This is a genomic window from Arthrobacter agilis, assembly GCF_006494655.1.
Lineage (GTDB): Bacteria > Actinomycetota > Actinomycetes > Actinomycetales > Micrococcaceae > Arthrobacter_D > Arthrobacter_D agilis.
Window position 1 is genome coordinate 128744 of record NZ_VHIM01000005.1, and the last position, 18892, is coordinate 147635.

General features: G+C 68.8%; 14 protein-coding genes, 1 pseudogene and 2 riboswitches. Of the genes and pseudogenes, 9 read left to right on the forward strand and 6 right to left on the reverse strand.

What is annotated here, in order from left to right; all coding sequences use genetic code 11:
• Positions 1-77 precede the first annotated feature (77 nt).
• The 8 genes and pseudogenes from araB (at position 78) to FJV46_RS09420 (ending at position 10341) form a co-directional block, all read left to right on the forward strand.
• Positions 78-1805 carry a ribulokinase gene (araB, locus tag FJV46_RS09385; protein ID WP_087027758.1) on the forward strand — a complete coding sequence of 576 codons (1728 nt, stop codon included), beginning with the start codon at positions 78-80 and terminating at the stop codon, positions 1803-1805.
• Positions 1802-2530: an L-ribulose-5-phosphate 4-epimerase gene (locus FJV46_RS09390; RefSeq protein ID WP_087027760.1), complete on the forward strand. Its 729-nt coding sequence runs from the start codon at positions 1802-1804 to the stop codon at positions 2528-2530. The genes araB and FJV46_RS09390 overlap by 4 nt, the downstream gene beginning before the upstream one ends.
• Positions 2527-4041: pseudogene (gene araA / locus FJV46_RS09395) on the forward strand (L-arabinose isomerase). Before FJV46_RS09390 ends, araA begins: the two are co-directional and overlap by 4 nt.
• Before the next feature lie 58 nt (positions 4042-4099).
• The gene (gene chvE / locus FJV46_RS09400) at positions 4100-5218 is read left to right on the forward strand and encodes a multiple monosaccharide ABC transporter substrate-binding protein (RefSeq protein WP_087027761.1); all 1119 of its coding nucleotides are present in this window, start codon (positions 4100-4102) and stop codon (positions 5216-5218) included.
• A 117-nt stretch (positions 5219-5335) separates the two neighbouring features.
• The gene (gene mmsA, locus FJV46_RS09405) at positions 5336-6865 is read left to right on the forward strand and encodes a multiple monosaccharide ABC transporter ATP-binding protein (RefSeq protein WP_087027763.1); all 1530 of its coding nucleotides are present in this window, start codon (positions 5336-5338) and stop codon (positions 6863-6865) included.
• A 37-nt stretch (positions 6866-6902) separates the two neighbouring features.
• On the forward strand, positions 6903-8105 hold the full coding sequence (mmsB, locus tag FJV46_RS09410; RefSeq protein WP_197715719.1) for a multiple monosaccharide ABC transporter permease: 1203 nt from the start codon (positions 6903-6905) through the stop codon (positions 8103-8105).
• Between the two features lie 224 nt (positions 8106-8329).
• The gene (locus FJV46_RS09415; protein WP_087028053.1) at positions 8330-8884 is read left to right on the forward strand and encodes an RNA polymerase sigma factor; all 555 of its coding nucleotides are present in this window, start codon (positions 8330-8332) and stop codon (positions 8882-8884) included.
• Positions 8881-10341 carry a hypothetical protein gene (locus FJV46_RS09420; protein ID WP_087027766.1) on the forward strand — a complete coding sequence of 487 codons (1461 nt, stop codon included), beginning with the start codon at positions 8881-8883 and terminating at the stop codon, positions 10339-10341. Before FJV46_RS09415 ends, FJV46_RS09420 begins: the two co-directional genes overlap by 4 nt.
• Positions 10342-10359: 18 nt before the next feature.
• Here FJV46_RS09420 and FJV46_RS09425 read toward each other — a convergent pair whose 3' ends face one another.
• From FJV46_RS09425 to sfnG, 3 genes are all read right to left on the reverse strand, one after another.
• Positions 10360-10863: a CoA-binding protein gene (locus FJV46_RS09425; protein WP_087027768.1), complete on the reverse strand. Its 504-nt coding sequence runs from the start codon at positions 10861-10863 to the stop codon at positions 10360-10362.
• Positions 10860-12239 (reverse strand): O-acetylhomoserine aminocarboxypropyltransferase/cysteine synthase family protein, encoded by a 1380-nt coding sequence (locus FJV46_RS09430; protein WP_087027769.1) that lies wholly within the window; start codon positions 12237-12239, stop codon positions 10860-10862. The genes FJV46_RS09425 and FJV46_RS09430 overlap by 4 nt, the downstream gene beginning before the upstream one ends.
• A complete protein-coding gene (gene sfnG, locus FJV46_RS09435; RefSeq protein WP_087027771.1) occupies positions 12239-13417 on the reverse strand; it encodes a dimethylsulfone monooxygenase SfnG in 1179 nt (392 codons plus the stop codon). Before sfnG ends, FJV46_RS09430 begins: the two co-directional genes overlap by 1 nt.
• A riboswitch (SAM riboswitch) is annotated at positions 13411-13514 on the reverse strand. (Overlaps the previous gene by 7 nt.)
• A gap of 243 nt (positions 13515-13757) precedes the next feature.
• Positions 13758-13940: riboswitch (cyclic di-AMP (ydaO/yuaA leader) on the forward strand.
• Between the two features lie 5 nt (positions 13941-13945).
• On the opposite strand from sfnG, the gene FJV46_RS09440 reads away from it, so the two are divergent.
• Positions 13946-14860 (forward strand): LysM peptidoglycan-binding domain-containing protein, encoded by a 915-nt coding sequence (locus tag FJV46_RS09440; RefSeq protein WP_087027773.1) that lies wholly within the window; start codon positions 13946-13948, stop codon positions 14858-14860.
• Positions 14861-14941: 81 nt separating this feature from the next.
• On the opposite strand, the gene acs is transcribed toward FJV46_RS09440, so the two are convergent.
• The 3 genes from acs to FJV46_RS09455 are packed head-to-tail and all read right to left on the reverse strand — an operon-like array spanning position 14942 to position 18812.
• Positions 14942-16891 carry an acetate--CoA ligase gene (gene acs, locus FJV46_RS09445; RefSeq protein ID WP_087028055.1) on the reverse strand — a complete coding sequence of 650 codons (1950 nt, stop codon included), beginning with the start codon at positions 16889-16891 and terminating at the stop codon, positions 14942-14944.
• Positions 16882-17775, reverse strand: coding sequence for an ABC transporter permease (locus tag FJV46_RS09450; RefSeq protein ID WP_232008558.1), 894 nt, complete (start codon positions 17773-17775; stop codon positions 16882-16884). Before FJV46_RS09450 ends, acs begins: the two co-directional genes overlap by 10 nt.
• Positions 17772-18812 carry an aliphatic sulfonate ABC transporter substrate-binding protein gene (locus tag FJV46_RS09455; RefSeq protein WP_087027775.1) on the reverse strand — a complete coding sequence of 347 codons (1041 nt, stop codon included), beginning with the start codon at positions 18810-18812 and terminating at the stop codon, positions 17772-17774. The genes FJV46_RS09450 and FJV46_RS09455 overlap by 4 nt, the downstream gene beginning before the upstream one ends.
• Between the last annotated feature and the right edge of the window lie 80 nt (positions 18813-18892).

Consider the following 18892-nt stretch of genomic DNA (forward strand, 5'->3'; position numbering starts at 1 on the left):
CATCCGCCGCACATCCGAACATCTGATCCACCAGAGGGCTGCTCAGCGGCCTCGAGAAGAACGAAGAGGTCCTTCCCTTGAGTGACTCCATCACGGGCGTAACCACGACCGGGGCGGCCGGCAGCGGATCCACCTACGTCATCGGTGTCGACTACGGCACCCTGTCCGGCCGCGCCGTCGTCGTCCGCGTCTCCGACGGCGCCGAACTCGGCGCCGCGACGCTCGAATACCCCCATGCCGTCATGGACACCACCCTCGCTGCCACCGGCGAGCAGCTGCCGCCCGAATGGGCCCTGCAGGTGCCCTCCGACTACGTCGACGTCCTCCGCACAGCCGTCCCCGCAGCCGTCAGGGAGGCGGGCATCGACCCGCAGGACGTCATCGGCATCGCGACCGACTTCACCGCCTGCACCATGGTCCCCACGCTCGCCGACGGGACGCCGCTCAACGAGGTGGCTGGCTACGAAGGCCGCCCCCATGCGTACGTGAAGCTGTGGAAGCATCACGCCGCCCAGGGGCAGGCCAACCGCATCAACGAGCTCGCCGCCGAGCGCGGCGAGGCGTGGCTGCCGCGCTACGGCGGACTGATCTCGAGCGAGTGGGAGTTCGCCAAGGGCCTCCAGCTGCTCGAGGAGGACCGCGAGCTGTACGACCTCATGGAGCACTGGGTCGAGGCCGCCGACTGGATCGTCTGGCAGCTCACGGGGGAGTACGTGCGCAACGCGTGCACCGCGGGATACAAGGGCATCTACCAGGACGGCGCCTACCCGTCGGACGAGTTCCTCGCCGCGCTCAATCCCGACTTCGCCGGGTTCGCCCGCGAGAAGGTGGAGCACACCATCGGCGCGCTCGCCTCGAAGGCGGGCACCCTGTCCGAGGCGGCCGCCGGCTGGACCGGCCTGCCCGCGGGGATCGCCGTCGCCGTCGGGAACGTGGACGCCCACGTCACCGCCCCTGCGGCACAGGCCACCGATCCCGGCCAGATGGTGGCCATCATGGGAACGTCCACCTGCCACGTCATGAACTCCGACCGCCTGAGCGAGGTGCCGGGCATGTGCGGTGTCGTCGACGGCGGGATCGTCGAAGGATTCTACGGCTATGAGGCCGGCCAGTCCGGTGTGGGCGACATCTTCGCCTGGTTCGTCGCGAACCAGGTGCCGGGCGAGATTCGGGACGCGGCCACGGCCCAGGGACTCAGCGTGCACGAGTACCTCACCGAGCAGGCGCAGACCGAGCCCGTCGGTGCCCACGGGCTGGTGGCGCTCGACTGGCACTCCGGCAACCGTTCCGTCCTGGTGGACCACGAGCTGTCCGGCACCATCGTGGGCCTGACGCTCGCCACGAAGCCGCACGAGGTCTACCGTGCGCTGCTGGAATCGACGGCGTTCGGCACCCGGAAGATCGTCGAGACCTTCAACGCGTCCGGTGTCCCGGTGACGGAGTTCGTCGCCGCCGGCGGCCTCATCCGGAACCCTTTCCTCATGCAGGTCTACGCGGACGTGCTGAACATGCCCATCTCCGTGATCGGCAGTGCCCAGGGCCCCGCGCTCGGCTCCGCCATCCACGCCGCCGTCGCTGCCGGTGCCTACGCGGACATCCACGCGGCAGCCGCCGCCATGGGACACCTGAACCGCGCCGCCTACACGCCGGACGCGGAGCGGGCCGAGGCGTACGACGCCCTCTACCGCGAGTACACCGAACTGCACGACTACTTCGGACGAGGAGCCAACGACGTCATGCACCGGCTCAAGGCGCTGCGCCGCTCCGCCCGCACGGCTTCCACAGCGCAGGAGGTGTCGGCATGAGCGCCGCAACCCCCACGACCTTCAGCCCCGAGGTGGAGGCCGCGATCCAGGCCGTGCGGCAGGACGTCGCGGCCCTCCACGCCGAACTCGTGCGCTACGGACTCGTCGTCTGGACGGGCGGCAACGTGTCCGGCCGCGTTCCGGGCGCCGACCTGTTCGTCATCAAGCCCTCCGGCGTCAGTTACGACGAGCTGACGCCGGAGAACCAGATCCTCTGCGACCTCGACGGCAACGTCATCGAGGGCACACCCGGGTCCGAGCGCTCGCCCTCGAGCGACACCGCCGCCCACGCCTACGTCTACCGGCACATGCCCGACGTCGGCGGCGTGGTCCACACGCACTCCACCTACGCCGTCGCCTGGGCAGCCCGCGGCGAGGCGATCCCCTGCGTCATCACGGCCATGGCCGACGAGTTCGGCGGGGAGATCCCCGTGGGCCCCTTCGCGATCATCGGGGACGATTCGATCGGCCGCGGCATCGTGGACACCCTGACCGGGCACCGCTCACGCGGCGTGCTCATGAAGAGCCACGGCCCCTTCACCATCGGCAAGGACGCGAAGGACGCCGTCAAGGCGGCCGTCATGCTCGAGGACGTCGCACGCACCGTCCACATCTCACGCCAGCTCGGCGCACCCGCAGGCATCCAGGCCGAGCACATCGACTCACTCTTCGACCGCTACCAGAACGTGTACGGTCAGCCATCTACACCAGGAGCACCGGCATGAGCCCCCTCAGCACCACCCTCGACACCTACGAAGTCTGGTTCCTGACCGGGAGCCAGGACCTCTACGGCGAGGAGACGCTGCAGCAGGTCGCAGAGCAGTCCCAGGAGATCGTCCGGATGCTCGAGGACTCGGGACTGCCCGTGAAGATCGTCTGGAAGCCCACCCTGAAGGACTCCGCCTCGATCCGCCGCATGGCGCTCGAGGTCAACGCGGCCGACCACGCGATCGGCGTCATCGCCTGGATGCACACCTTCAGCCCCGCCAAGATGTGGATCGCGGGGCTCGACGCGCTCCGCAAGCCCCTGCTGCACCTGCACACCCAGATCAACGTCGCGCTGCCGTGGGCCGAGATCGACTTCGACTTCATGAACCTCAACCAGGCCGCCCACGGCGACCGGGAGTTCGGGTACATCCAGTCGCGACTCGGCGTGCCGCGGAAGACCGTCGTCGGCCACGTCTCCAACCCGGACGTCTGCGCGAAGGTGGCCACCTGGCAGCGTGCCGCCGCCGGTTGGGCCGCCGTGCACGAGCTGAAGGTCGCCCGCTTCGGCGACAACATGCGCAACGTCGCCGTCACCGAGGGCGACAAGACCGAGGCCGAGCTCCGCTTCGGCGTCTCCATCAACACGTGGGGCGTCAACGACCTCGTCGCGGCCGTCGAGGCCCAGTCGGAGGACGCCGTCGACGCCCTCGTGGCCGAGTACGAGTAGACGTACGACGTCGTCCCCGAGCTCCGCCGCGGTGGCGACCGCCACGAGTCGCTGCGCTACGGGGCCCGCCAGGAACTGGGACTCCTGTCCTTCCTCGAGGAAGGCGGGTTCGGTGCCTTCACCACGAACTTCGAGGACCTCGGCGCGCTGCGGCAACTGCCCGGCCTCGCCGTCCAGCGGCTCATGGCCCGCGGCTACGGCTTCGGCGCCGAGGGCGACTGGAAGACCGCCGTGCTGGTCCGTGCCGCGAAGGTGATGGGCGCCGGGCTGCCCGGCGGTGCCTCGCTCATGGAGGACTACACCTACCACCTGGTGCCGGGGGAGGAGAAGATCCTCGGGGCGCACATGCTCGAGATCTGCCCCACCCTGACCACGTCGAAGCCCACCCTCGAGGTGCATCCGCTCGGCATCGGCGGCAAGGAAGATCCCGTGAGGCTCGTGTTCGACACGGACGCCGGAGCCGGCGTCGTCGTCGCGATGTCCGACATGCGGGACCGCTTCCGCCTCACGGCCAACGCCGTCGAGATCGTCCCGCCGGACGCGCCGCTCCCCAACCTGCCGGTCGCGCGCGCAGTGTGGAAGCCGGAGCCGAGCCTCGAGACGTCGGCAGCGGCCTGGCTGAGCGCCGGCGCCGCGCACCACACCGTCCTCACCACCGCCGTGGGCCTCGAGGTCTTCGAGGACTTCGCGGACATCGCCGAGGTCGAACTGCTGCGGATCGACGCCGACACGAAGCTCCGTGACTTCCAGCGTGAACTGCGCTGGAACGCGGCCTACTATCGCCTGGCGCAGAAACTGTAAGAGCCACTCCCCGAAAGCCGGCAACGCTGCCGGAAACCACTCACAAGAAAGTTCCACCATGAATCGGAAATACCTGGCCGGCATCGCGGCCGCCAGCATCCTGACCCTCAGCCTCTCCGCCTGTGGCGGTAGCAGCCGCGGCGGCGGCGACGCCGCTGCGGAGGGTGGCTCCAACGAGGGCGCCAAGATCGGTGTGGCCATGCCCACGCAGCAGTCCGAGCGCTGGATCGCCGACGGCGAGAACGTCAAGAGCCAGCTCGAGGACCTCGGCTACGAGGTGGACCTGCAGTTCGCCAACGACGACATCCCCACCCAGGTCAGCCAGATCGAGAACATGATCAACGGCGGCGTGAAGGCCCTCGTCGTCGCCTCCATCGACGGCACCACCCTGACGAGCGTCCTGGACCAGGCCGAGTCGCAGGACATCCCGGTCATCGCCTACGACCGGCTGATCAACGGCTCCGACACCGTTGACTACTACACCACCTTCGACAACGAGGAGGTCGGCGTCCAGCAGGCCACGTCGCTCCTGACGGGCCTCGGCGTCCTCGACGCCGAGGGCGCCGAGACAGGCGAGGAAGGGCCGTTCGACGTGGAACTCTTCGCCGGCAGCCCGGATGACAACAACGCGAAGTTCTTCTGGGACGGCGCGATGAAGACCCTCCAGCCGTACCTCGACAGCGGCGTGCTCCGCGTGCCGAGCGGCCAGACCGAATTCGAGCAGGCCGCGATCCTCCGCTGGCTGCCCGACACCGCACAGGACCGCATGGAGGACCTCCTGACCGTCGGCGGCGGGGAGCAGCTCGAAGGCGTGCTCTCGCCCTATGACGGTCTCTCGATCGGCATCATCTCGGCCCTCACCTCCGGTGGCTACTCCGCGAGCGACCTCCCGGTCGTCACCGGTCAGGACGCAGAGGTCGGCTCCGTGAAGTCGATCATCGCCGGTGAGCAGTACTCGACGATCTTCAAGGACGTCCGCGAACTCGGCAAGCAGGCCGTCACCATGGTGGATGCCCTCATGACGGGCGAAGAGCCCGAGGTCAACGACACCGAGACCTACGACAACGGCGAGAAGATCGTTCCCGCGTACCTGCTCGAGTCGCAGATCGTCACGGTCGACAACTACGAGGAAGCCCTCGTCGAGACCGGTTACTACACCGAGGACGAGCTCAAGTAACCGTCCAGCACCACCTCTGATGCCTGTGGCTCCGGACCTTCCCTGGTCCGGAGCCACAGGCGCTGTACCTCGCCCGGCATCGCCCGGGACTTCCACTCAAGTAAGCGAGGCTCGACCATGGCGGAAAACATCCTCAGGATGCACCGCATCACCAAGACCTTCCCTGGCGTGAAGGCACTGCAGGACGTCAACCTCGACGTCGCGCGCGGCGAGGTCCACGCGATCTGCGGGGAGAACGGGGCCGGTAAATCGACCCTCATGAAAGTGCTGTCGGGTGTCTACCCGCACGGCACGTACGACGGCGACATCGAGTTCGAGGGTCGCGTCGTAGAGTTCAAGGACATCCGCGACAGCGAACGCGACGGGGTGGTCATCATCCACCAGGAGCTGGCGCTGTCTCCCTTCCTCTCCGTCGCCGAGAACATCTTCCTCGGCAACGAGCGCGAGAAGCGCGGTTTCGTGAACTGGAACGAGACCAACCTGGAGGCGGCCAAACTGCTCCGCCGCGTCGGACTGGACCTCAGTCCCACGGTGCGTGCCGGCGACATCGGCGTGGGCAAGCAGCAGCTCGTCGAGATCGCGAAGGCGCTCTCGAAGAACGTGAAGCTGCTGATCCTCGACGAACCCACGGCCGCCCTGAACGACGAGGACTCCGCGCACCTCCTCGGGCTCGTCAAGGGCCTCCGCTCCGAAGGCATCACCAGCATCATCATCAGCCACAAACTCAACGAGATCCGCGAGATCGCCGACTCGGTCACCATCCTCCGCGACGGCCGCACCATCGAGACCCTGAGCCTGCACGACGGCTCGGTCACCGAGGAACGCATCATCAAGGGCATGGTGGGGCGCGACATGGAGAGCCGCTACCCCGACCGCACGCCGGTGATCAGGGAGGAAGTCCTCCGCGTCGAGGACTGGACCGTGCACCACCCGCAGGAGAGTTCCCGCGTGATCGTCGACAAGGCGAATCTCTCCGTCCGCGCAGGGGAGGTGGTGGGCATCGCCGGTCTCATGGGCGCCGGCCGCACCGAACTGGCCATGAGCATCTTCGGCCGGAGCTACGGCTCCAACATCACCGGCACGCTGTACAAGAACGGGACGCCCATCACGGCGCGGACGGTCGGTGAGGCGATCCGCCACGGGATCGCCTACGCCACGGAGGACCGCAAGCGCTACGGCCTCAACCTGATCGACGACATCAAGCGCAACATCTCGGGCGCCGCTCTCGGCAAGCTCGCGAAACGCGGCTGGGTGGACAGCGGCCGGGAAGCCGTCGTCGCCGGCGACTACCGGACCTCCATGAACATCAAGGCACCGTCCGTCACCGCCGTCACCGGGAAACTCTCCGGCGGCAACCAGCAGAAGGTGGTGCTCTCGAAGTGGATGTTCTCGGACCCCGACGTCCTGATCCTCGATGAGCCCACCCGCGGGATCGACGTCGGAGCGAAGTACGAGATCTACACGATCATCAACCGGCTTGCAGCCGAGGGGAAGGCAGTCATCGTCATCTCCTCCGAGCTCCCCGAGCTCCTCGGCATCTGCGACCGCATCTACACCCTGGCCGAGGGCCGCATCACCGCGGAGGTGCCCATCGCACAGGCCACCCCGGAACTCCTCATGCAATTCATGACCAAGGAAAAGGACTGACTCCATGGCTACCACCGTCAAGGACCCCGCCGTTGCGATGCCGCAACCTCCCGTGAAGCACGGGATCTCCTTCCTGACGAGCAGGCTGCGGCAGATCGGTATCTTCGTCGCGCTCCTCGTGATCGTCACGCTGTTCCAGGTGTTGACCGGCGGCGCGCTGCTGCAGCCGGACAACGTCTCGAACATCATCGTGCAGAACAGCTACATCCTGCTCCTGGCGATCGGCATGGTCATGATCATCGTCGCCGGACACATCGACCTGTCCGTCGGATCGGTGGCGGCCTTCGTCGGCGCCATGTCCGGCATCATGGTGCAGGACTGGTCCTTCCCCTGGTGGCTGGCCTTCATCGTGTCCCTCGTCATCGGCGGCCTCGTGGGGGCCTGGCAGGGATTTTGGGTAGCCTATGTGGGCATCCCGGCGTTCATCGTGACCCTCGCGGGCATGCTCGTCTTCCGCGGGCTCACCCAGATCGTCCTCGAGAACCAGCGCATCACCGGGTTCCCCGAGGAGTACCGCCAGCTCGGCGGAGGGTTCCTGTTCCCGGGTCTCTTTCCCGCCGAGACGAACATCCTCGACTGGACCACCGTGGGCCTCGGCGTCATCGCCGTCGTCCTGCTCGTCGTGTCCCAGCTGCGCGGCCGCGCCACGCGTGCCCGCCTCAACCTGGAGGACGAGCCGGCAGCCTGGTTCTTCACCAAGCTGGCTTTCATCGCCGTCATCATCCTGGGCCTCACCTATCTGCTGGCCGGTTCCCGCAGCGGGACGCCGATCGTGCTGGTGGTGCTCGGGGTCCTGATCGTCGCCTACAGCCTCGTCATGAGCAACAGCGTCTTCGGCCGGCACATCTACGCACGCGGTGGCAACCTGCAGGCAGCCCAGCTGTCGGGGGTCAACACGAAGCGCATCGACTTCATGCTCTTCGTCAACATGGGTGTGCTCGCAGCGCTCGCCGGCCTCATCTTCACCGGCCGGCTCAACTCCGCCGGGCCGGGTGCGGGCAACCTCTTCGAGCTCGACGCCATCGCCGCAGCATTCATCGGTGGGGCCGCCGTCACGGGCGGCGTCGGAACGGTGATCGGGGCCATCACGGGCGGGCTCATCATGGGCGTGCTCAACAACGGCATGTCCCTGCTCGGCGTCGGTATCGACTACCAGCAGTTCATCAAGGGCATGGTGCTCCTGCTGGCTGTCGGCTTCGACGTCTTCAACAAGCGCCGTGCCTCCAGCGCGCTGAAGTAGAGAAAAAAGAAAAAGCCGGACGGGCGTAACTTCTCCGTCCGGCCCTGCGATTACCTGTATGTAAGTGCCGCACCGAGGCTTATCCCCCAACGGGCCTCGGTGCGGCCTTTTCATTTCCCTTGTCATGTCCCTTGTCATTGTCGAGGCCTTCCGGGGCCGACGCCCCGGGGCGGGAAGCACCGGTTACGATGGTGTCGCCGTCCCGCCCGAACAAGGAACCGACCGTGGCCACAGCCCTGCCTGACGATGCGCTCACCCGCGCTCAAGCAGGCGAACCCGCGGCCTTCTCCCTCCTCTATCAGGCCCTCGGCCCGGCGGTGCTGGGGTACTTCGCGGGTCGCGGGTCGGAGGATCCCGAGGCGCTGACGCAGGATGTGTTCCTGACCGTCTTCTCGAAGCTCGAGGCGGTCACCGGAGGGCTCCCGGGTCTGCGCACCTTCACATTCTCCGTGGCGCACGCGCGGCACGTCGACGAGGTGCGGAGAAGGACCCGCACACCCGTCCTCGTAGGCTACGAGGCCGACGGCGACACCCGCTCCACCGAGTCGGCGGAAGCCGTGGTGCTCGACAGGCTGGACGCCGGCCTAGCGGGTGGGCTGCTGGCCCAGGTGAATGCCGACCAGCGCGAGGTCCTCCTGCTGCGCATCGTCGCGGAACTGCCGATCGACCAGGTCGCCGAGATCCTCGGACGGTCGGCAGGATCCGTCAAGCAGTTGCAGCGGCGGGGACTGCTCAAGTTGAAGGAACTCGTACAACCCAACGAATCGGAAGCGCTATGACTGCACGTGACACCCCGGCGCCGGAGCCCGTGCAGAGTCTCCTGGACGAGGCGGGCCTTTCCCACGACCAACGGCTCGACGACGTGCTGCAGAGCATCCGGGACCTCGGCACAGGACCCGAACCTGAGTGCTCCGCGGAGCTCGCCCAGCTGATGTCCGACGGCGGCCGGCCCGGCCAGAGCCGCCGGCACAAGCGGCGGATCACGTTCATCGGAGGCGCGCTCGCCGTCTCCATGGGCGTCGGGATGTCCGGGGTCGCGGCGGGAACCCTGCATCTTCCGGGGCATACCGGGGAATCGTTCGATGCCACGGCGCGCTTCAGCGTCCGTGACAGTGCGGATCGTCTCGAGGCCGGGGGGCACGTCCGGACCGGGCCAGATCCCCTGACCGACGCCGGAACGACGCCGGTACCGACAGCTGAGCGGCCGTCCGGCGCGGGCAGCCCCGTCCCCGGTGATTCCGGCGGGTCATCGACGACTGCCGTGCATGCCGTGCCTGTCGCGCCGCTCCCGCCGCTCCCACAGGGACCCGGCCAGGCCCGGACGGCGTCCGACGCCGGGTCCGTGCCCGCCGCGCCGCTCCCGCAGGGAACCGGCGAGGCCCGGACTGCGCCCGACGCCGGGTCGCTGCCTGCCGTGCCGCTCCCGCCCACGACCGGCGAGGTCGGCAGCCCGGCGCGATCATCGGCGCCCGGTCCCGCCGATGCCCGTTCGGGCGTATCATCCGTGGCTCCGACGCGGGCAGGCGAGGACGCTGCCTCCGATGTGGCTGCAGCGGCCGAGACCGCAGCACACCGCTCGGTGACCGTTCCGGCTGTGAGCGGCCCGGCGGAGGGCCCGACAACGACCACGCGGCTGGCGAGCTCTCCCGTCCCCGGTCAGCGGAGGGAGACCGGGGACGCGCGGCCGGTTGCTCCGTCCGGGGACGCCCGGGTGGACGGTGCCCTGCTCCGCGACCGCTTCAGCGCGACATCCCCGACGACAGGTGGGAGCCCCGTGATGTCGACCCTGTGGCTCCGTGCAGCGGCGCCGCAGCCGGAGGACACCTCGACCCTCTCCTACCCGGTCCTGACGGATTCCGACCTCGGGGGCCTGTTCCCTGTGGAAGCGGGGGTGTACGGTCCTGACCCGGCTGACGTCCCCGGGGGCTCCATCGAGCCGGCCGACCCACAGGACGCGAAACCCGCTCCCAGCCCGGTGCCCACCGGCGGCGACCCGGCACCCGGGGTCGGCCCGTCGGCGGTTCCGGAGGTCGATCAGGGCGCTCCGCCCGAGCAGGTCGCCGCTGCCGGCGCGGGAACGGGTGCGGAGGTCGCTGCGGACGCGGAAGCGGTCGCGGACGTGACGGTCGGTGGCGATGGAGGAACCGGTGCCACTCCCCCCGAGGAGACTCTCCAGGAGATCCCGGACGAGGCTCCGAAGACGCTGCAGGGCGGGCCCAGCCCTTCGGACGGCTGACGACGCGGCCGGTCCCGCCTAGGAGGTGATCTGCCGCTTCGAGGAGATGACCCCCGTGTTGAACCCCGCCAGGTTGAGCCCGCCGTGGAAGCGTGCATGCTCGATCTTGAGGCAGCGGTCCATCACCACATCGAGGCCCGCGGCCTCCGCCGAGCGTGCCACGTCCTCGTGCCAGGAGCCGAGCTGCAGCCACAGCGCCTTCGCCCCGACCTCGAGCGTCTCCTCCAGCACGGACGGCAGGTCGTCGTGCTTCCGGAACACGTCGACGACGTCGGGCACCTCCGGGAGGTCCTTCAGCGACGCGTAGGCCGGCTGCCCGAGGATCTCTTTCGCCACCGGATTGACGAAGTACAGGCGGTAGGGCGAGGACGACTGCAGGTAGGTCGCCACGAAGTAGGAGGCCCGGGACGGCTTGTCGGACGCCCCGACGATCGCCACGGACCGTGCGTTCCGGAGGAGAGCCAGTCGCTCCGGGGCAGACGGTCCCTCCCAGGTCCGCGTCGGTGCTTCCGATCCGCTCATGCTCCCACTCCTACTGCGCGCGTAGCCGACGCGTCGTCGTCCTTCCCTCCGGCGGCCTCCTGCGGGAGATCGTCGAAGGCCTCGTCCGCGGCGTCGGTGGCGAGGGTGAGCGCCTGGTCGAGGTCCCACAGGATGTCGTCGAGGTCCTCGAGGCCCACCGAGATGCGGACGAGGTCCTCGGGCACGCCGGCGGCCGCCAGCTGCTCCGTGGAGAGCTGCTGGTGCGTCGTCGAACCCGGGTGGATCACGAGGGTGCGGGAGTCGCCGACGTTCGCGAGGTGTGATGCCAGCTGCAGGGACTCGATGAACTTCTGTCCCGCCTTGCGGCCGCCCCTGACGCCGAAGCTGAACACCGAGCCCGGCCCCTGCGGCAGGTAGGTCTGCGCCCGCGCGTGATGCGGATGCGTGGGCAGCCCGGCGTAGTTGACGTATTCCACGCGAGGATCGGCCTGCAGCCACTGTGCCACGGCCAGCGCGTTCTCGAGGTGTTCGTCGAGGCGCTGCGCGAGGGTCTCGACGCCCTGCAGGAGCTGGAAGGCCGACGACGGCGAGAGGGACGGGCCGATATCACGCAGCTGCTCGGTGCGGAGCTTGGTGAGGAAACCGTACTCGCCGAAGTTCGCCCACCACTGGATGTTGCCGTAGGAGGGCACGGGCTCGGTCATCATGGGGAATTTGCCGTTGCCCCAGTCGAACCGGCCGCTCTCCACGATCACGCCGCCGAGTGTGGTGCCGTGCCCACCGATGAATTTGGTGGCCGAGTGGATCACGATGTCCGCGCCGTGTTCGATGGGCCGCACCAGATACGGCGTGCTGAGCGTGGAGTCGACGATGAAGGGGATGCCGGCGTCGTGCGCGACTTCCGCCAGGCCGGCGAGGTCCGAGATCTCGCCGGACGGGTTCGCGATCACCTCCGCATAGACGGCTTTCGTGTTCTCCCGGATGGCGGCCGCGTAATCGGCAGGATCGGTTCCGGGAACGAAGGTCGTCTCGATGCCGAAGCGCCGCAGCGTGACGTCGAGCTGCGTGACGGTCCCGCCGTAGAGCTGCGACGCGGCGACGATGTGGTCGCCCGCCTGGCAGAGCGCCGCGAAGGTGATGAATTCGGCGCTCATGCCCGACGCCGTCGCCACCGCCCTGATGCCCCCTTCGAGGGAGGCGATGCGCTCCTCGAACGCCGCCACGGTGGGATTGCCGATGCGCGAGTAGATGTTGCCGTACTTCTGCAGGGCGAAGAGGTTGGCGGCGTCATTGGTGTCCTTGAACACGAACGACGTCGTCTGATAGATCGGCACGGCACGTGCCCCGTGGGTGGCGTCGGGGGTGCCGCCGGCGTGGAGTGCGCGCGTACGGAAACCGAAGGAACGTTCTGCCATCAGACACCTGCCTTGCTCGGGAGTGTTCCGGCGAGGGTCTCGTCCGGATCGAAGTCGACGTCTGCCCTGCGTGCCGCGTCCGCCTCGAGTTCGCGGACGATCGGCAGCACGTCCGCGCCGAAGGCGGCGACCTCCTCCTGGAAGTGCAGGTAGCACGTGAGGAAGAGATTCACGCCGATCTTCTTGTACTCGACGATGCGCTCGGCGATCTGCTCCGGCGTGCCGATGAGCTGCGTCCTGAAGCCGTCGTTGTACTGCACCAGGTCCTCGAACGAGGAGTCAGCCCACATGCCCTTGCCGTCCTTCGTCGACGCCCCGGCCTCCTGCACGGCGTCACGGAAGCCCTCGACGGCGGGGCGGTGCGCTTTCTCGACGATCTCCCGGAGGGTGTCGCGCGCTTCCTTCTCCGAGTCACGCGCGATCACGAACCCGTTGAGCCCGTAGCGAGGCCGGCGGCCGGCCACGGCGGCCGAGGCCTGCACGCCGGCGATGTTCTCCTTGAAGCCCTCGAGGTCCTTGCCGTTGGAGAAGTACCAGTCGGCCACGCGGCCCGCCGTCGCCTGCGCGGCCGTCGAGTTGCCGCCGAAGAAGACCTCCGGGTGGGGGCGGCCGGGTACGTCGACCGGGGCAGGGCTCAGGGTGAAGTTGTTGATGTCGTAGTACTTCCCCGACTGGCTGTAGCCCTGCTCGGTCCACAGCCCGCGCAGCACGCGGATGAACTCCTCCGTGCGGACGTACCGCTCGTCGTGCTCCAGCCAGTCGAGGCCGAAGTTCACGAACTCGTCCTTGAGCCAGCCGGAGACGACGTTCACGGCGGCCCGGCCGTTGGAGATGTGATCGGCGGTGATGATGAATTTTGCGAGGACCCCGGGGTGCCACATGCCGGGATGGACCGCGGCGATCACCTTGAGCTTCTCGGTCGCGGCCAGGAGTGCCAGGGAGAACGACGTCGCCTCGTGTTGCTTGTCGGCGCCGTAGGACGCGGCATACCGGGTCTGGGACAGTGCGTACTCGAAGCCGGCGTCCTCCGCGATGCGGGCCAGCTTCCGGTTGTAGTCGAAGTCCCAGCTGGTGCGCTGCTCGATGGTCGAGACCACCAGCCCGCCGCTCACGTTGGGTACCCAGTAGGCGAACTTCAGGGGAGTGGAAAGGTCGGCAACGCTCATCGTGTCCTCCATCGTTCTGGCAGTAGCACCCTACTGTCACCGCGGGAGGCGGTGGCCAGGGTTGCTGCGGCGTCAGTGAGCCAGATCTCTCAGCCGCTCGGGATGGTCAAGCATGAGTGTGACACCGGCATGGCCGGTAGCCAAACAATGTGTCGTCCTGAGGCGCGCGGGCTGCGCGTGCGGCCTACGAGCAGCCTATGGGCGACCGGTGCGGCACGCTTCGCTCGGGAGGCGCCGGGGCAGGGTACGACGCGTTACACAAATGTGACAAACCGGAGGAGTGCTGGGTATCGTCATTGCGTGCTCCCGTCCATGTGGGGCGCTCCCGACGGATTGCCGAGCCCTGCCGCCGGCCGGGATACGTCCGCACCTTCGAAGGCAGGGACGGGGGAACCATCAGTTCCACCGGGCGCGCAGGATCACCTGCACGCGTCCTCGGGGTTAAGTCGCACCGCATCGCCCACCGGCGCTGCCCGCGGCCGGGTGACTCCCATCCGAACCCGACAGCTCACCCCGCAGGCATGGGAGAGGTACAGAACCATGTCACGAAACATCTCAACGGCCCGTCACCGCGCCGACGTCGACGGAAACCTCGCGCTGCAGGGCCTGTCCCGTGCCGCGAAGAGCGGAGCCACGTCCGTGGGCCGCCCGGTCGCCATCGCCGCCGTCACCTCCGGTCTCGCGCTCAGCGCCGTCGGAACCGCCCACGCCGGCACCTACACCGCTGAGGGCACCGCCGCGCCCGCCGCAGTTGCACCCGCAGCCGCTTCCGGTGCCGCTCACACCGTCGTCGCCGGCGACACCCTCGGCGCCATCTCCGCCTCCTACGGTGCGGACCTGACGGCCGTCCTGGCTGCCAACGGGCTCACGCTCGCGTCGGTCATCTTCCCCGGCGACACCATCGTCATCCCGGCCGCCGGTGCTGCTGTCGCGGCTCCCGTCCAGACGGTCTCCGTGCCGGTCGCCGTAGCCCCCGTGGCTCCTGCAGTCGCCGCGGCTCCCGTCTACGAGCAGGCTCCCGCCTTCGAGCAGGCAGCGGCGATCGCCCCGGCTCCCGCCGTCTCGGCAGCTCCCACCTCGGGCATCTACCTCGCCTCGGCAACCATCACCCCCGTCGCCGAGACGCCTGCTCCCTCGGGCAACGCCGCCGCGATCCTCCTCGGTTCCGCCCAGGCCCAGCTCGCAGCCGGCGCCGTGCAGGACTGCACGGTTCTCGTCGAGAAGGCCCTGCGCGCAGCAGGCTTCTCCGTCGGGGACCTCGGCCCCTCGCAGTTCTTCCAGTTCGGCACCACGGTTGCCACCCCCGCACCCGGCGACATCGTCATCACCGGTGGCCACGTGGCCATCTACGCCGGCGGTGGCCAGGTCATCAGCAGTGGCATGAACGGCGCCAACCTCACCATGCAGCACCCTCTCTCGGACCTTCCGGGAGCATCCTTCGTTCGCGTGGGCTAACACCGGACGGACCACACACGGGAAACGGCAGGCGCTTGGACGGGGCGCCTGCCGTTTCCTTTTAATGTGTCCCGTGACCTGTCATGCCGGGAAAGCCCCAGCGCGGTTCCGCAGGACCGCCTGGATGCCCGCGATGCAGTCCTCGTTCTGCAGGGAGGTCGTGTCGCCGAGCGCCGTACCCTCGTAGAGCTGGGTCAGCAGGCGCCGCATGATCTTGCCCGAGCGCGTCTTCGGAACGTCCTCGACCACGACGACGGCGGAGGGCCGGGCGATGGGCCCGATCGCCCGTGCGACATGAGCGCGCAGGACCGGGCCGATATCGGCCTCGGTGCCGGCCCCGGCGGCGAGCACCACGAAGGCCGCGATGGCATGCCCGGTCAGCGGGTCGGCGATGGGGCAGGCTCCCGCCTCCGTGACAAGCGGATGGGCGACGAGCGCCGATTCGATCTCGATCGTGGACAACCGGTGCCCGGAGACGTTGATGACGTCGTCCACGCGCCCGAGGATCCACGTGTCGCCGTCGTCGTCGTACCGGGCGCCGTCGCCGGCGAGGAACCAGCCCTCTGCAGCGAACTTCCGCCAGTAGGAGTCCAGGTAGCGCTGCGGATCGCCCCAGACGGTGCGCGCCATGGCGGGGCCGTGCCGGTCGACGACGATCAGACCCTGCTCACCCGGACCCACCGGCCGCCCGTCCTCGTCCACGATGCGGGTGCTGACACCGGGTAGGGCCCTCGCCGCGCAGCCCGGTTTGAAGTCCGCGTCCGCAGGGCTGGGGGAGAGGACGGTGGCGCCGGTCTCCGACTGCCACCAGGTGTCGACGACGGGCACCTCGTTGCGCCCCAGGTTCCGGCGGAACCACCGCCAGGCTTCGGGGTTGACGGCTTCGCCCACCGTCCCGAGGACGCGGATGCTGGAGAGGTCGTAGCCGGCGGGAACGCCGTCGGGGAACCAGCCCATGAGCGAGCGCACCAGGGTGGGGGCGGTGTAGTAGCTCGTGACCCCGTAGCGTTCGATGATCTCGAAGTGGCGGGCCGCATGCGGCGTGTTCGGTGTGCCCTCGAAGATGACCTGCGTGGCACCAGTGGAGAGGGGCCCGTAGAGCTCGTACGTATGGGCGGTGACCCAGGCGAGGTCCGCGGTGCACCAGTGGACGTCGGTCTCGCGCCTCGCGGCGTCGGGATGGCTGAAGAGGTGCTCGAAGCTCCAGGACGCCTGCGTCAGGTAGCCGCCGGAGGTGTGGACCAGACCCTTGGGCTTCCCGGTGGTGCCGGAGGTGTACATGATGAACAGCGGCGTCTCGGCGTCGAACGCCTCGGGGTCGTGGAGCGCCGAGGCGGTGTCGACGACGTCGTGCCACCAGACGTCGCGGCCCTCGGTCCATGCGATGTCGGAGCCGGTGCGGCGCACCACGAGGACGTGTTCGATGCTGGTGGCACCCCCGACGGCGGCGTCGGCGTTCTCCTTCACAGGGACGGCCCTGCCCCGGCGGTACTGCCCGTCCGTGGTGACCAGCAGCTTGGCGTTGGTGTCCTCCACGCGGAAGCGCAGCGCTTCGGCGGAGAACCCGCCGAACACCAGCGAGTGCACGGCGCCGATGCGCGCACACGCGAGCGTGATGACGACCGTCTCCACGAGGACGGGAAGGTAGACGACCACGCGGTCGCCCTTCCCGATCCCGAGGGCGATCAGCGCATTGGCGGCGCGGCACACCTGGTCGTGCAGATCCGCGTACGTCACGGTGCGGCGATCGCCCGGCTCACCCTCGAAGTGCAGGGCCACGCGGTCACCGCGCCCGGCCCGCACATGCCGGTCCACGCAATTGGCGGCGATATTGAGGGTTCCCCCGGCGAACCACTCGATCGCGGGCACGCTGAGCGTCCCGTCCTCCTGCAGTTCCGCCTTCTCGAACGTGTGGAGGGTGTGCCAGGGCTTCTCCCAGTCGAGCCGCTCGGCCTGCTCCGCCCAGAACGCGAGCCGCTCGGCCTCGCTCTGTGCCGGCGGTGCCGGGACCGGCGTCGTTCCTAGGCCCATCGGCGCACCGCCCACCGTTCCGCGACCCCGAGCAGGGCGTCCGTGGCCTTGCCGATGACCGCCAGCAGGATGATGGCGAGCAGGATGCGGTCCACGCGCCCGTTCTGCTGCGAGTCGACGAGCAGGAACCCGAGCCCCATCGACGAGGCGATGAGCTCCGCCGCGACGAGGAACAGCCACGACTGGGCGAGCGCCAGCCGCAGGCCGGAGAACAGCGCGGGCACGACGGCGGGAAGCTGCACCGTGGTCAGCAGGCGCAGGCCGTTCACCCCGAAGGCGCGCGCGGCCTCGACGAGGTTCCGGTCCACGTGCCGCAGTCCGAGGTAGAGCGTCGTGAAGACGGGGAAGAAGGCGCCGATGGTGATCAGGGTGACCTTCGAGTCCTCGTTGATGCCGATCCACAGGACCAGGAGCGGCACCCACGCCAGCGACGGGACGGCGCGCAGGGCGCCGATTGTCGGGGTGAGCAGGACGTCGGCGACGCGGGAGAGGCCGAGGACTGCGCCCGCCACCACGCCGAGCACGGAGCCCATCAGGAAGCCGAGGACCACGCGCTGGGTGGAGATGAGGATGTGCGTGGCGAGCTGGCCGCGCTCGACGAGGTCGACGGCGGCCGCCAGGACCGAGGTGGGGGAGGGCAGTTGCGACGGCCTGAAGAAGCCCGACGCCGTGCTCAGGTGCCAGCCGAGCAGCAGCAGTGCGGGGACGAGCAACCCGAGGAGGATGATCCCGATGCGCCGTCCGGTGGCGCGGCGGGTGCTCCTGTCGGCGCCCGCAGGTGAACCGCCCTGCCCGACGGCGTCCTCGGCGGTCACGGGAGAACCGACGGCCGCCAGCCCGGCCCGGCTGACGGGGATGGCCCGCTGGCCCACCTCGGAGCTCACGAGTCGGAGCCGATGGCGTCAGGATCGGCCTTCTCGACGAGGGAGGCGTCGAAGAGCGATTCGAGGGCCTCGTCGATCTGTTCCTGCGACTGGACGTCACCGGTCTCGACGAACACGGGCCCGATCTTCTCGAGCACGCTGCGCTGGGCGTCGCCCGGTGCCGGGTCCACGACCAGATTGGTCCGGTCGATGATCACGGAGCTCGCCACCGAGGGGTCAATGCCGGCCACGTCGGCGAGGATGGCGGCGGTTTCCTCGGGGTTCTCCTTCGCCCACTGGCGCGCCTTCTCGTAGGCGTTCACCACGGTCTGGGCGACGTCGGGCTGCTCCGTGAGGAAGTCCTCCGTGGCGTTGAGGAACCCGTAGCTGTTGAAGTCGATGTCGCGGAAGAAGAGCTGCGCGCCGTCCTGTTCCGCGGCGGCCATGATCGGGTCGAGGCCGGCCCACGCGTCGACGGCGCCGCTCGCCAGGGCCGAGCGCCCGTCGGCGTGCTGGAGGTTCTCGATCGTGACCTCGGACTGCTCCACACCGGCCGACTCGAGGGCCTGGAGGAGGAAGAAGTATGGGTCCGTGCCGCGCGTCGCTGCGACGGACTTCCCGCGCAGGTCCTCGACGCTGGTGATGCCGGAGTCGGGAAGCGTCACCAAAGCGGACCATTCGGGCTGTGAATAGATGTCGATGGTCTTGATGGGGGAGCCGTTCGAGCGCGCGAGCAGTGCGGCGGAACCTGCCGTGGACCCGACGTCGATCGCGCCGGCGCGCAACGCCTCATTGGCCTTGTTGGACCCTGCGGACTGCACCCAGTTCACCGTCATGTCCTGTTCGGCGAGCTCCTCCTCGAGCCAGCCCTGCTCCTTCACGATCAGGCTGAGCGGGTTGTACGTGGCGAAGTCGATGTTCAGGGTTCCGCCCTGGGTGGAGCCGTCCGCCGAGGCAGGCCCGGTATCGGAGGCGTTCTCGCCCGCGAGGCAGCCGCTCAGGCTGAGTGAGAGGGCGGAGGCGAGGGCGAGGGTCGGCAGGAGGGCACGGCGGTTCATGGGGGTCCTTCGGTCGGGTCTGCGGATGGGCAAGTCAGGAGATGGAGACAGGAGCATGGGATGCGGGATGGTGGACGCGC